The following is a 13,772-nucleotide window of genomic DNA, read 5'->3' on the forward strand; positions in this document are numbered from 1 at the left end:
GCTGTAAATATATTTTTATAAAGGATTCAAAATGAAAGAACGCATTCACCTTATATCAACTTGTCAAAGGGCTTTTAAACCTTTGGTAGGGATGTTGATAGTTTTTTCACTGTGGGGAACGAACAACGCCATTGCAGCAACCTCATTAGAAGCCGCAATACCACAAGGCAGCTTATTTGATGTGATAAGTGCGCGTGCTAAAAAGCTTGCTGAGCAAGATTACATTGCACCTAAAAACATACAAATAGAAGCGCTCAATAGTATTGATTATCAAGACTACCGCTCAATCCGCTTCAAACACGATCAATCGGTATGGAAAGATGAAGGGCTTTATGAGCTGCAACTGTTTCACCCAGGTTTTTTATATAAAACCCCAGTCAAAATCAATATCGTTGATCAAGATGCCAAACTTAGCCGCCTCCCATTTAGCACAGACTTTTATCAATATGATGGAACAGCAGCACACCTAAAAGATGAAATAGCAAAAAGTGTTGAAGGTACACAGTTAGGGCATGCTGGTTTTAGATTGCATTACCCACTAAATAACGATGACTATAAAGATGAAATTATGGTGTTTCAGGGCGCTTCTTATTTTCGCCTAGTTGGACCTAATCAAGTTTATGGCTTATCAGCACGCGGATTGGCAATTGATACCGCACAAACATCTGGTGAAGAGTTTCCTTCATTCAAAGAGTTTTGGTTAGTAAAACCAACACCAGAGCAAACTAATATTACTATTTTTGCTTTACTCGATAGCCCATCGGTAGCGGGAGCCTACAAGTTTGAAATAGATCCAAACACACAGACACGAGTTAACGTCGACATGCAAATTTTTGCGCGTAAAGATGTTAAAAAGCTAGGTATAGCGCCATTAACGAGCATGTTTTATCACGGTGAAAATAGCACTAAGTTTTTTGATGATTACCGCCCTGAAGTACATGATTCAGATGGTTTGCTCACGCAGTCACAAGAGAGTAATTGGGTATGGCGTCCGCTTAATAACCCATCCCAACTCAGTGTAACCTCTTTTTCATATGAGAATCCAAAAGGCTTTGGCCTTGTGCAGCGTGACCGTGACTTCAATAACTACTTTGATATCGAAGCGCATTACCATGACCGCCCTAGCCTTTGGATAGAACCACAAGGTGAATGGGGCAATGGCCGTGTTGAGCTAGTAGAAATTCCAACAGATACTGAAACAAACGATAATATTGTAAGTTATTGGGTTCCTGAAAAGCCGTTCAAAGCAGGAGAGGCATTAAAGTTTAGCTATAAGATGACGACGTTTAATGATTATCTAAGCCAAAATAATTTGGCCAAAGTAGCTAGAACGCGTATTGGCAGTGCCGCATTACCTGGTGAAGATAATCCACCGCCAAAAAGCCATCGTCAATTTACTGTTGACTTTACAGGCCCTGATATCAATCAGTTATCAGCAAAATTAGCACTTAGCGCAGATCTTCAGCTTACTACCGGTGAAGCCCGCGATATTACAGTGCAAAAATTACCAAAATCATTAGGTTGGCGTGTTGCTTTTAAAGTCGCTCCCCAAGGTAGTGATCCTGTAGATATACGTTTATCGCTAAAGCTACGTAATAAAGAAGTGAGCGAGGTATGGAGCTATGTTTGGTATCCAAATGACATCAAGTAAACAAAGCGTAGGCACACCGATGCCTTTTAAAACACTTCGTGTGTGGTTATTTGCTATTGCTGCCATTGGTCTTTCAGGCTATGGCATTTCAATTATGTTTGAAATTTTAAACTCAAATGGCATGACCTTGCTTGAGTATGCACTTCTTGCTTTATTTTCTATTACTTTTGCGTGGATAGTCACCGCATTTTGTAGTGGTTGTATTGGTTTTATACTGCAGCTATTTCGGATAGATCCACTCACACTTAAAAAAATAAAGCCGGTCTCTATTAACAGTGAAGCACTATCACAGCAAAAAACAGCTGTGGTTATGCCTATATATAACGAAGATACGCACAGAGTGATTGCAGGCTTTGAAGTCAGTTTACAATCATTAAAAGCAACTGGGCAATTAAAACACTTTGATTTTTATTTACTAAGCGATACACAAGATGCAACTATTGCTAGTAATGAATTAAGTGCATGGCATGCGTTATGTGAGCGCTTAGGTGATACTGCAAAGCAGGTATTTTATCGTCGCCGTGAAGATAACAAACATCGTAAAGTAGGTAACTTAACCGACTTTTGTGAGCGCTGGGGTAGCCAATACGAGCATATGATTGTATTGGATGCTGATAGTGTGATGACGGGTAAATGCATGCTAGAGCTCACTACCAGTATGCTAAATAATCCACAAGCGGGATTGATTCAGACTATCCCTATTCCTGTGCGCCAAGATACTTTTTTTGGACGCTTTTTACAGTTCGCTTCAATTCTTTATAGTCCAATGTTAGCTACCGGCTCTGCTTTTTGGCAGACCGACAAAGCCAATTACTGGGGCCATAATGCCATTATTCGCGTCAAAGCATTTATTGATTGCTGTGGCTTGCCAACACTAAAAGGTAAAGCGCCTTTTGGTGGTGAAATTTTAAGTCATGATTTTGTGGAAGCCTCTTTATTACATAGCGCGAATTGGGACGTATTATTACTTGCCGATATTGAAGGCAGTTACGAGGAAGTTCCGAGCAACATATTAGATTATGCTGTACGCGACAGACGCTGGGTTCAAGGTAATATTCAACACCTTGGCTTATTATCATCAGCAAAATTAAAGCTAATGAGTAAGCTGCATTTTTTACTGGGTGCAACCGCGTATATATCATCACTCATTTGGTTATCTATGCTGGCGTTAAGTACCATAGATGCGGTAACACGCGCTTTAAATAGTGATGTCTATTTTAATCGCGCCTATCAACTATTTCCAACTTGGCAAATAGCCAAAACAGAGCTCATTGACTCATTACTTTACTTAACTATCATTATTTTATTATTGCCTAAACTCATGGGCGTGATTGTTACTTTAGTGCACCGTAAACAGCGCTTTGGTGGCGCATTAAAGCTAATTTTAGGGTCTGTCATTGAAACCGTGTTTGCCATTATTGTGGCACCATTAATGATGGTTTTTCATGCGTATTTTGTAGTCTGTGTATTTTTAGGTAAAAAAGTAAAATGGGATGCCCAACCGCGTGAAGGCAGAATGGTGCCATGGAAAGAAGCGTTTAGTTATACATTGCTTTCTTCGCTGATTGCCATTGTATGGGGTAGCGTTGCTTATTACTTTACGCCAGTCTTTTTTTGGTGGTTATCTCCTATTTTATTAGGGCTCATACTCGCTGCACCTATTGTGCGCTATTCAAGTAGTATCAAGCTAGGCGTTAAGCTCAGACAATGGGGGATTTTTCTCTGCCCGAGTGAAGTCGATAATGATGCAACATTAGCGGCACTTAAAGTACATCTCAAAGAGATAGCAGTTCCACCTGCAGGGCGTTATTCAACAGCAATACCGCTGTTACCACAAGAACATAAAGTAACCATGCCTATTCAGAGCTTTAGTAGTGAATCACATCGTAAGAAGTTTAAAGCACTCATCACAAAAACAGCTAATAAGCTAAATTAATACCAATTCGCTTAATTAAGTCAGCTATTTTGAAGATTGGTATAGTCATAATAAATAAAAAAGGAGCAACTAACTGTTGCTCCTTTTTTATGACCGCACGTTTTAATTTTCGAGCTTAATAACCTTCAGACAATAAAAAACCCGCAACAAGTGCGGGTTTTTTTAAAGAGTTAAAGTGCTAATTACTTAGCTGCTTTTTTCTCTTTTTCTGCAGCGATTACTGTGTCAGCTACGTTTTGTGGACATGGTGCGTAGTGTGAGAACTCCATAGAGAACTGACCACGACCTGATGTCATTGTACGTAGTGAACCGATGTAACCGAACATTTCTGATAACGGTACGTCTGCTTTAATGCGAACGCCAGTTAAACCAGCTTCTTGGTCGCTTAACATACCACGACGACGGTTAAGGTCACCGATTACGTCACCTACGTGATCTTCTGGCGTGAACACGTCAACTTTCATGATTGGCTCAAGAAGTTGTGCACCCGCTTTAGGGATAGACTGACGGAAAGCGCCTTTAGCAGCGATTTCGAATGCGATTGCTGATGAATCCACGGCGTGGAAGCCACCGTCGAAAAGTTCAACTTCAACGTCAAGTACTGGGAAGCCAGCTAGAACACCTTCGTTCATCATTGACTTAAAGCCTTTCTCAACTGCAGGCCAGAATTCTTTAGGTACGTTACCACCAACAACTGAAGATGTGAACGTGAAACCAGAACCCACTTCGCCAGGCTTGATACGGTAATCGATTTTACCGAATTGACCAGAACCACCAGATTGTTTCTTATGCGTGTAGCTATCTTCGATTTCACGAGTGATAGTTTCACGGTAAGCAACCTGTGGTTGACCAACGATAAGGTCTACACCGTAAGTACGCTTAAGGATATCTACTTTGATATCTAAGTGAAGCTCACCCATACCTTTAAGGATAGTTTCACCTGAATCTTCATCAGTTTCAACTTGGAAAGATGGATCTTCTGCAACCATTTTACCGATAGCAACACCCATTTTCTCATTACCGCCTTTATCTTTAGGCTGTACAGCAATCGAGATTACTGGAGTTGGGAATACCATTGGCTCAAGTGTTACTGGGTGCTTAGGATCACAAAGAGTGTGACCAGTTTGCACGTTCTTCATACCAACGATAGCGATGATATCGCCCGCTTGCGCTGAAGTAAGCTCTTTACGCTCATCTGCTTGCATCTCAACCATACGGCCAACACGCTCAGTTTTACCAGTAAATGCATTAAGGATAGTGTCACCCTTGTTAAGCTTACCAGAGTAAATACGTACGAATGTTAATGCACCGAAACGGTCATCCATGATCTTAAATGCTAACGCTTTGAAAGGTTCGTCAGCAGATACGATTGCATGCTCGCCGTTTTCGTTACCTTCTTCATCCATAAGAGGTTGAGGATCAACTTCTGTAGGAGCAGGTAGGTAATCTACTACTGCGTCAAGTACAAGTTGCATACCTTTGTTTTTGAACGCAGAACCACAGAATGTAGGGAAGAACGCAAGGTCACGAGTACCTTTACGGATACAACGCTTGATGTCTTCGATTGAAGGGATTTCACCTTCCATGTACGCTTCCATTAGGTCATCGTCTTGCTCTACAGCAGTTTCGATAAGCATTTCATGGTATTCATCAGTTTTCTCTACCATGTCTGCAGGAACGTCTTCAATAGTGTAGTTTTCTGGAAGACCTGTCTCATCCCAGATGTATGCTTTTTTGTTTAAAACATCAACAACACCTATGAATTCGTCTTCAATACCGATTGGTAAAGTCATGATAAGTGGAGTAGCACCAAGTACTTTTTGTACTTGCGCTGTTACACGGTAAAAATCAGCACCCATACGGTCTAATTTGTTTACGAAGATGATACGTGCAACACCTGACTCATTCGCGTAGCGCCAGTTAGTTTCTGATTGTGGCTCAACACCACCAGAACCACAGAATACACCCACACCGCCATCTAATACTTTAAGTGAACGGTAAACTTCAACGGTGAAGTCAACGTGTCCAGGAGTATCGATAACGTTAAAACGGTGATCTTTCCAGAAACAGCTTACTGCCGCAGACTGGATAGTAATACCGCGCTCAGCTTCTTGCTCCATGAAATCGGTAGTCGATTCACCATCATGTGTCTCACCGCTTTTGTGGATAGTGCCTGTAAGCTTTAGGATACGCTCAGTAGTTGTGGTTTTACCCGCATCAACGTGCGCGAAAATACCAATGTTTCTGTACTTCGATAAATCTGCCATTATTTTACTCTTAATAAAGTCGAAAAATTATTCGGCGGGAGTATAGCATTACTTAATGCGAACATCACCATAGAAGTCGCTTAAAATGCAATCAATTCTAGAAAATATTTTTGACGTTTCCATCTTAGCTTCAAGAAGATGTCAAAAAGTGCTCTACTTATTATTCACTTAGTCTTTAAATTCAAAGTGATAACAAACTTAGCTCATTTTATAACAACGTTCTGGCCGACCTATGCTGCCATAGCTTTGGTCGGCACTTACTTGCTCTGCCTCTAGTAAATACTCTAGATAACGTCGCGCCGTCGAGCGACTTACCCCAACTAAATCGCCCATTTGCTGGGCAGTAAAAGGCGTTTTTTTATGCTCTTTAAAGGCATCAATGATTTTTTTTAAAGTCAGCTGATCAACCCCTTTCGGCAGTCTAACCGGTGCTTTTGTTTGTTCACTTGAGCCAAATAAGGTATCCACCATAGATTGTGTTACTTCATTGGCATCCGATAAGCACTGCTGGCGAGACTCAAAACGAGCTAACGCTTGATCAAGCCGATTAAGCATTAACGGTTTTACCAAAAAGTCGCAAGCACCCAATTGCATTGCTTTTTCGAGAGTTTCGACTTCTTTGGCAGCAGTCAGTAGCATCACTTCACTTTTAATCGAGCGGCGACGTAAATCAGTCAATAAATCCAGACCGTTACCATCAGGTAGGTGGATATCAAGCAAGATCAAATCGGGCTCTATCGCCTGTAACAACCCGGTAGCAGTGCTGAGATTTGCAGCAATACCAACTACTTGGTACTGACCTTGTCGCAAGCTTTGCCGCGCAGTTTGGTTTCCCGCAACGCCATTAGGTAAAAGCAGGTATTGAGCAAGAAGTTGTGCAACTTCGAGTTCATCTTCGATAATAACTACTGAATATGTCATTTTTTATTACTCATGTTAGCCTTGTAATAGCAGCGTATTTATACTTTTATTATTGCTTCATTACTGCTTATTACCCAAATTGCAGGGTGTTATTTTGGGATATAGACGCTTAATCGCGCCCCTTTTAAGTCTGATTCGCCTATTTCCAAACTGCCGCCACAGGAATCTAAGTTCGTTTTCACTAAATATAAACCAATACCGTGTTCGGCACCGCTTTTAGAGCTATATTGGGGCGTAAAAATCACTTCGTGATCACTCCCTAAACCAAAACCACTGTCTTCAACATCAAACAATAATGTCTGGCTAGTTTCATCCACCGTTACTCGTACATAAGGCGTGCGCTCTCTACTGGCTCTGATCGCTGCATCTATCGCGTTATCAATTAAGTTACCCAGTATTGATACCACTCGCTCTAACATGTCGGTGCGCTCTATGGCACCGAGCAAACTATCTGGGTTAAGTTCCAGCACCACATTTAACTCACGCGCTTTGTGATATTTCCCTACTAATAACCCTGCTAAAACAGGGTCTTGAATACGTTCTAACAAGTGATGTATTTGTGCTTGCGAGCCTTGGCTTTCTTGGCCAATTAACTCTATTGCTTGCTCATTTTTACCCATTTGAATAAGCGCACCAATTAAGTTGAGCTTATTTGAATAGTCATGCGTTTGCACTCTTAAAAGCTCTGCAAAGGCTTGCACTTTGGTTAACTGCTGACTTAGGTACTCAAGTTCATCAGCGGGACGAAGAGTAAGTAAAATACCATCAGCCTGCCCTTGTACTTGCAATGAAAAGCGCGAGAGTACCAAGCGTTTATCCGCAGCAAACAGCTCAAAGCCGACCATTTTACGGCGCTGGTTGCGCAGTAAAAACTCAGCATGCTCTGGTAGTAAATCTTTCAGCGTGAGTGACTGATTAATACAAGCGGCTGGTTTATCTAAAATTTCACAAGCACGCTGAGTTAGCTTGCGTACTCGGCCATCTGGGTCAAGGGCGATTACGCCACTGCGCATAGTATTTAAAATAGCGTCCTGCTCTGAAAACAACCTCGCAATTTCATCGGGCTGCAAGCCAAAAATAGCATTTCTTACTCGCTGACCAATAAAAATAGCGGCTACAATACTCAAAACAACTAACAGCAGACCCCAGATCATAATTTCTACAATACGCGCTCTGATCAAGGGCTCAATCGATTGCACTAAAAAGCCCACCGAGACTAAACCTATTATATTTTGTTGTTCATCATAAACCGGCACTTTACCGCGAATAGATTCGCCTAAACTACCCTGTGCCACTGAGATGTAACGCTCACCTCGCAGCGCTGCTTGGCTATCACCACCAACCATTTTTTTGCCCAATTTATTACGATCTGGGTGGGCAATTCGATGGGCATTTTTATCGCCAATAACAATAAAATCTGCGTCAGTAAGCTGGCGCAGATTTTCTATTTCTTGGTTAATTGCTACCAAGTCACTGGGATTTTTTAATGCTTTAACAACCTCATCGCTTGATGCAATACTGGTTGCCACAGCCAGTGCTTTATCACCTATGTGGTTATGCAAACTTTGCGCGGTAATTTGATACACCAAGCCGCCAAATAACACTGCTTGTAATACACATAGCCCCGTTACCCAAATTATTAACCGCGTTTCTAAACGCTTGGGCTTTTTAACTATGTGTTGCAACGGATTTTGCTTTTTGGTGTCAATCATTAGTTACCTCAGCTTTAAGCTCAATTACGCATGCTCTTGCTTCGCTTTAACTGCAGCTTTATCAGCACGGCGTTGGGTTATAAAGTCTTTTAATGGAAATAACAACACTAATAATGAGATAACAAAAATACTCAGTGTTAGTGGGCGTTCCCATAAGAAACTTAATGAACCATCAGAGATCATCATTGAGCGACGGAAATTACGTTCAATCATGTCACCTAAAATAAAGCCTAGTAGTAACGGTGCCATTGGGAAAGCCAACAATCGTAATACCAGCGCCACCACAGCAAAGCCAACCATCATAAATAAATCAAAAGTATTAAAGGAGACTAAATACACGCCAATTAAGCTGAAGAACAAAATCATAATGGTTAACACTGATTTTGGCATCGCTAATACTTTTGCAAAATACGGTATCAAAGGTAGATTTAAAATAAGTAATACGATGTTACCAAAATACATACTTACAATAACAGACCAAAATACACTGGGATTTTCTTGCATTAACATTGGACCTGGCTGAATGCCATAGGCAATTAACGCGCCTAACATAATGGCGGTAGTGCCAGAACCGGGGATACCTAAGGTTAATAATGGTACAAACGAGCCAGTACACGCCGCATTATTAGCTGACTCTGGCGCTGCTAAACCACGTAATGATCCTTTACCAAATTTATCTTTTAACGCTTTAGGCGCTAAATTGCGCTCAGTTGCATACGCCATGAAGCTGGCAATCGTTGCACCGGCACCAGGTAATACGCCAATGATAAAACCAAGAATCGATGAACGGCCTACTGTTGGTGCCATCTCTTTTATTTCTGCTTTGGTCAATTTTGTTGAGCCAATTTGCGGGGTATCTGAATCATTGATGCTTTTGATTTCTTTCTTCTCTGGACGTACTACATTGATTAGCGCCTCTGCTAATGCAAAGGTTGCCATTGCCACTAATAAGAAACTAATACCATCAAGTAAATCTGCTTGGCTAAAGGTAAAACGCTCTGTGCCTGATGATGGATCAATACCAACAGTGGCGAGCATTAAGCCGAACACTGTCATCATCATCGCTTTTAAAAATTGCCCTTTATTCGAAAAAGCAGCAATTGCGGTTAGGCCTAAAAACATCAGCACTACATAGTCAGGAGATTGAAAGCTCAATGACACTTTTGCCAATAAAGGCGCTGCAACCATCAACAAAATAGCGCCGACCGTTCCGCCTATAAAGGAGGAGTAAGCAGCAATCGCCAATGCTTTACCGGCATGACCTTGTTTTGCCAACGGATAGCCATCAAAGGAAGAAGCTACCGTGCCGGCAACCCCAGGGGCATTGATCAATATAGATGATGTTGAACCGCCAAAAATGGCCCCATAATAAACCCCGGCCATTAAGATCATGCCGGAATCAGCACCGATGCTATAAGTAATTGGGATCATTAACGCGATTGCAGTAATAGGGCCAAGGCCCGGTAGCATGCCGATAAAGGTACCGACAAAACAACCTACAATCACATAGAGCAAATTGTTCCAGTCGAGTACGGTCGACAAACCCAGCATAATTCCATCAAACATAACTTAACTCCACAGGTTGCCAGGAACCAAATAAATACCGAGTACTTGGGTCATTAAAAACCAAAACACCACAGCAACAGGAATAGATGCCAGCAATAAAATCTTTTTGCGACGCTCTCCCATAACAAAAAAGCCAACTAATAAAAACACACTGGTTGATATTAAAAAGCCAATTGGCTCAAGCGCTGCGCTATAAACCACCATCAATATCAGCAAGCCAAATGTTCTTAGTACATTTGATTTTTCAAGTACATCATCACTATCTGTTTTTTCGGTTGGTTTAAGTAACGTAGCCCCGATTGAAAGTAAGCAAACAATAATGCCAAATGCTGCATAGACCTTAGGTAAAGTAGCAGAGGTGACTGTTTCATACTCTTCAAATGGGAGTAATGGAATTTGCCATGCAACAATGGCGTATAGGGTAAATAGCGCCAAGAATAAACTTGGCCCTAGTAATTCGCGATTCAACATCAGAGCCTCGATTAACGTAACGTACGAATAAAGCCGAGTTCTTCCATAACAACTTTGAGCTGGGCTTCTTGCTGCTCAAGTGACTTTATAAATTGATCTTTTTCTTGAAATAAATTTAACCAACCATTACGTGCACGTACCACTTCCCACTCTGGAGTCGTTTGTAGTTTACGTAGTTTCTCGGTGTATTCTGCAAGTTTGTCGGCTGGTAAATTAGGTGCAGCAAAAAAGCCACGCCAGTTAACAAACTCCATGTCATAACCTAATGATTTTAGCGTTGGAATTTCTGGGTAATCTGGTAATGCATCCCCTGAGGTCACCGCTAAAATGCGTGCCTGACCACCGTTGGCAACTTCAAGCGCTTCGCTTAAACCGGTTGAAAGTAAGTTAACTTCACCAGATAACAAGCCCGCTTTTGCTTTACCGCCGGCATCATAAGGAATATAGCGCAGACGACGGCCATCAATACCCGCCGCTTTAACAGCTTGCGCTGCCACTAAGTGATCCATGCTGCCACGTGCTGAGCCACCAGCCACTTTTACAGAGCTAGGATCTTCTTTCATTGCAGCAATCACATCTTGCCAGCTTTTAAACGGTGAATCATTACGCACCACAAATGCACCATAATCGGCGATCATGCTGGCAACAGGGGTTAAATCACGGTAGCTGTAAGGGATTTTACCGGTTAATGCACGCAACACGATAGGTGTTGAGTTAACCATTAAAATGTCACCTTTCTTGGTACCCGACTCAATTAAATAAGCAATCGCACGACCGCCACCGCCGCCCGACATGTTTTGAAATGACGCATTGTCCTCAATACCTGATTTCACTAAGCCCTCGCCAACACCACGCGCGGTAGTATCCCAACCGCCACCGGGGCCACCCGGTACTAAAAAGTGAATATCAGCCATTGCGAACGGGCTACTTAGTACAAGCGATGCCGCCAGTACTGTAGTTTTAAAAGATTTAAATGATTTTTTAAGTAAATTCATAACGATTTAATCCTAAAATAAGTACTGAATACGCGCAGCTAAGCCAAGGCCATCATCTTCATCACCCACCAAGTCATTAGCACCAGGGCCATCAACTTCAGAGTAAATTACATTGGCCATAAACTTCACGTTTGCTGAGTAGTAGTAGTTTGCACCAGCGGTATAGGTAGTTACTTCAGTACCTTGAAAATCACTGGTTGCATCAGCAGCACTTAAACGCGCCACTAATTCCCACGCATTTTTAATACCTTTAGGTTGAGAGAATACGGCACTGCCTTTTGAGTAACTTCTTTGCGAACCATCTAGGAAATAACTTGCCGTTAATGAGTAGGCATCAAAACGTTCGCCATCGAGTACCGAAGCGCTGTCGAGAGTATCTAGTTCACGTGTTGCATATTCAGCTTCAACACTAAAACCTTTATTTTGGTATGCAGCTTCAAGACCCATTTGCTCAAAACTGTTTAAACGAACTAGCTCACCACCGGCTGCGTAATTAAGTAAGCGTGTATTAGTGCTACGCACTTCACCACGCGCAAGAGCGCCAGTTAATACTCGTCCGCCCATATCACGCTTTGAGTACCAGCTACCTAAGTGCAATACACCGTTATCAAGATCTTTTTGCCACGTTAAGCGACCAGTCAATGATAATGCCAGCGAACCATCGTCATTGTTGTTACCGTTAGCGCCAAACGCTTCATTTTTATAAACACCAACCGCATAACGCAAACCGGTATCTTTAAAGTATTGGTATACCGACGTACCCCATTGGAAATAAGGCGATACGTTATCAGCCAATGAACTACGTTCAATGGTGGTAATGTACTTAGAGCTGGTTAACGCATTTAATGAGATATCTTCGCGCAACTTACCGACTTGCACTTTTAAACCGTTACCAAAACCGCTATAACGTAGGCGCGCCATAACAATTTCACCACTGTTATCGGCAAAATCTAATAATAATTTATTATCCCAATCACCATGCTCACTTTCAACGTATAAACGCGCACGACGCACAAAAAAGTCACTGGCATCTTCGCCTGAGCGGTTAGGACCCGCGTTGTAAGCACCATCAAAGTAGTTATAGTCCACTTGTAAACGGCCGCCAAATTCAAGGTTAAAGGCTTTATTGCCTTTCATTGAGTCGACTTCTTTTTGTAGCTCATCCAGTTGCTGTTGTAATTTTTCAGTATCGGTGGCAGCTAATGCTGAGGTACTTGCTAGAGCTGCTGCAATGGCCAAAGCCAATTGTGTGTTACTTGCTTTCATTATTTTCTCCACACCTGTGTATGATTTTGTTGTCGTTAGATGAGCTACTGCAATCTGCTATCTATCATCGAGCATAGTGCTAACGCTTGATTAACGAAATGTTTAGAAGTTAAGTTTCATTGATGTTTGTTTCGCTCTTTTTACCCATAAAAATCACGAGCAAAATGAACAAAACAAGAGGTTGATATAAATAGCATTATTTTATTTCTGTGGTGTTTTCTCAGTCTCAGCTAATAAAAACTGATCAAATTGTTGGCGTTGCTCCTCTGTTAAAATTGGATTATTACAACTAAAAATATAAAGCGGGCTCCCATTGCGCTAAATCAAGAGGCATTAGAGTGATGGTTAATTTTCCCGTTTGTGTGGCAACTTCCCATTAATGGGAAGTTTCACTTAGAACAAAGAAAAAATATTGATTAATATCAATACATTAAATATGGCACATTACTGGCTTTAGTCCCCATAACTATTTTACAAGCCAAAGATCAACATATGGATATTGATAGCACCTTAAAACGCAGCACCAAACCGAGTCAGCGTAAAAAACTCATATTTGGTACCTTACTTATTAGCATAGCGCTTATTATTTGGCTGATTTACTCATGGCTAGCACCTACCACATTGGCGGCTAATCAACTGCAAATAGCCACCGTAACTCAAGCTGATTTTGTAATAAAAATACGTGGCTTTGGCCGTTTAAAATCAAAGTATCAGCGTTATTTAACCAATACCGATAGCGCCATGGTCGAAGCTATTCATGTATACCCCGGCACCCGCGTCAATAAAGACACCGTTATTTTAACCCTGGTAAATCCACTACAAGCGCAACGTTTATCAGTCGCACGGCTCGAATTGGCAAGACAAAAAGCCAGCGCTAACGAACAAATAATCAATCAAAAAAGTCAGCTATTAGAGCGCCAAGCAAGCCTGACTATTTTAAAAAGCGAGCTTGAAAGTGCCCAACTGCGTGCACAGGCCGAAAGTAAA

Annotated in this window: 9 protein-coding genes and 1 pseudogene; 3 read left to right on the top strand and 7 right to left on the bottom strand. The window is 41.7% G+C overall.

The window, feature by feature from the left end; translation table 11 throughout:
- Positions 1 to 31: 31 nt before the first annotated feature.
- Together ACTRWE_RS02550 and mdoH are read left to right on the top strand one after the other, a co-directional pair.
- Positions 32 to 1,651 (top strand): glucan biosynthesis protein G, encoded by a 1,620-nt coding sequence (locus ACTRWE_RS02550; protein WP_417669687.1) that lies wholly within the window; start codon positions 32 to 34, stop codon positions 1,649 to 1,651.
- Positions 1,623 to 3,587: a glucans biosynthesis glucosyltransferase MdoH gene (mdoH, locus tag ACTRWE_RS02555; protein WP_417669689.1), complete on the top strand. Its 1,965-nt coding sequence runs from the start codon at positions 1,623 to 1,625 to the stop codon at positions 3,585 to 3,587. The genes ACTRWE_RS02550 and mdoH overlap by 29 nt, the downstream gene beginning before the upstream one ends.
- Positions 3,588 to 3,769: 182 nt before the next feature.
- Here the strand turns inward: mdoH and fusA are convergent, their stop codons facing one another.
- From fusA to ACTRWE_RS02590, 7 genes are all read right to left on the bottom strand, one after another.
- Positions 3,770 to 5,854: an elongation factor G gene (fusA, locus tag ACTRWE_RS02560; protein WP_290193434.1), complete on the bottom strand. Its 2,085-nt coding sequence runs from the start codon at positions 5,852 to 5,854 to the stop codon at positions 3,770 to 3,772.
- A gap of 198 nt (positions 5,855 to 6,052) precedes the next feature.
- Positions 6,053 to 6,775 (bottom strand): response regulator, encoded by a 723-nt coding sequence (locus tag ACTRWE_RS02565; RefSeq protein ID WP_064666766.1) that lies wholly within the window; start codon positions 6,773 to 6,775, stop codon positions 6,053 to 6,055.
- Between the two features lie 89 nt (positions 6,776 to 6,864).
- Positions 6,865 to 8,487 (bottom strand): ATP-binding protein, encoded by a 1,623-nt coding sequence (locus ACTRWE_RS02570; protein ID WP_138627374.1) that lies wholly within the window; start codon positions 8,485 to 8,487, stop codon positions 6,865 to 6,867.
- Between the two features lie 24 nt (positions 8,488 to 8,511).
- Positions 8,512 to 10,053 carry a tripartite tricarboxylate transporter permease gene (locus ACTRWE_RS02575; RefSeq protein WP_138627373.1) on the bottom strand — a complete coding sequence of 514 codons (1,542 nt, stop codon included), beginning with the start codon at positions 10,051 to 10,053 and terminating at the stop codon, positions 8,512 to 8,514.
- Between the two features lie 3 nt (positions 10,054 to 10,056).
- On the bottom strand, positions 10,057 to 10,524 hold the full coding sequence (locus tag ACTRWE_RS02580) for a tripartite tricarboxylate transporter TctB family protein (RefSeq protein WP_064666763.1): 468 nt from the start codon (positions 10,522 to 10,524) through the stop codon (positions 10,057 to 10,059).
- A gap of 11 nt (positions 10,525 to 10,535) precedes the next feature.
- On the bottom strand, positions 10,536 to 11,519 hold the full coding sequence (locus tag ACTRWE_RS02585) for a Bug family tripartite tricarboxylate transporter substrate binding protein (protein WP_064666762.1): 984 nt from the start codon (positions 11,517 to 11,519) through the stop codon (positions 10,536 to 10,538).
- A 12-nt stretch (positions 11,520 to 11,531) separates the two neighbouring features.
- On the bottom strand, positions 11,532 to 12,785 hold the full coding sequence (locus ACTRWE_RS02590) for an OprO/OprP family phosphate-selective porin (protein WP_138627372.1): 1,254 nt from the start codon (positions 12,783 to 12,785) through the stop codon (positions 11,532 to 11,534).
- 492 nt (positions 12,786 to 13,277) lie between these two features.
- Between ACTRWE_RS02590 and ACTRWE_RS02595 the strand changes: the two are divergent.
- Positions 13,278 to 13,772 (top strand): annotated as a pseudogene (locus ACTRWE_RS02595) (efflux RND transporter periplasmic adaptor subunit); the annotation flags it as partial.

It is taken from the genome of Pseudoalteromonas sp. G5_S1_54_S4 (genome assembly GCF_054968565.1).

What these genes read in the sequence shown, in the direction of transcription:
- ACTRWE_RS02570 (WP_138627374.1), bottom strand. Translation starts at nt 8,487, where the DNA reads ATGATTGACACCAAAAAGCAAAATCCGTTGCAACACATAGTTAAAAAG.
- ACTRWE_RS02565 (WP_064666766.1), bottom strand. Translation starts at nt 6,775, where the DNA reads ATGACATATTCAGTAGTTATTATCGAAGATGAACTCGAAGTTGCACAA.
- ACTRWE_RS02550 (WP_417669687.1), top strand. Translation starts at nt 32, where the DNA reads ATGAAAGAACGCATTCACCTTATATCAACTTGTCAAAGGGCTTTTAAA.
- fusA (WP_290193434.1), bottom strand. Translation starts at nt 5,854, where the DNA reads ATGGCAGATTTATCGAAGTACAGAAACATTGGTATTTTCGCGCACGTT.
- ACTRWE_RS02585 (WP_064666762.1), bottom strand. Translation starts at nt 11,519, where the DNA reads ATGAATTTACTTAAAAAATCATTTAAATCTTTTAAAACTACAGTACTG.
- ACTRWE_RS02580 (WP_064666763.1), bottom strand. Translation starts at nt 10,524, where the DNA reads ATGTTGAATCGCGAATTACTAGGGCCAAGTTTATTCTTGGCGCTATTT.
- ACTRWE_RS02575 (WP_138627373.1), bottom strand. Translation starts at nt 10,053, where the DNA reads ATGTTTGATGGAATTATGCTGGGTTTGTCGACCGTACTCGACTGGAAC.
- mdoH (WP_417669689.1), top strand. Translation starts at nt 1,623, where the DNA reads ATGTTTGGTATCCAAATGACATCAAGTAAACAAAGCGTAGGCACACCG.
- ACTRWE_RS02590 (WP_138627372.1), bottom strand. Translation starts at nt 12,785, where the DNA reads ATGAAAGCAAGTAACACACAATTGGCTTTGGCCATTGCAGCAGCTCTA.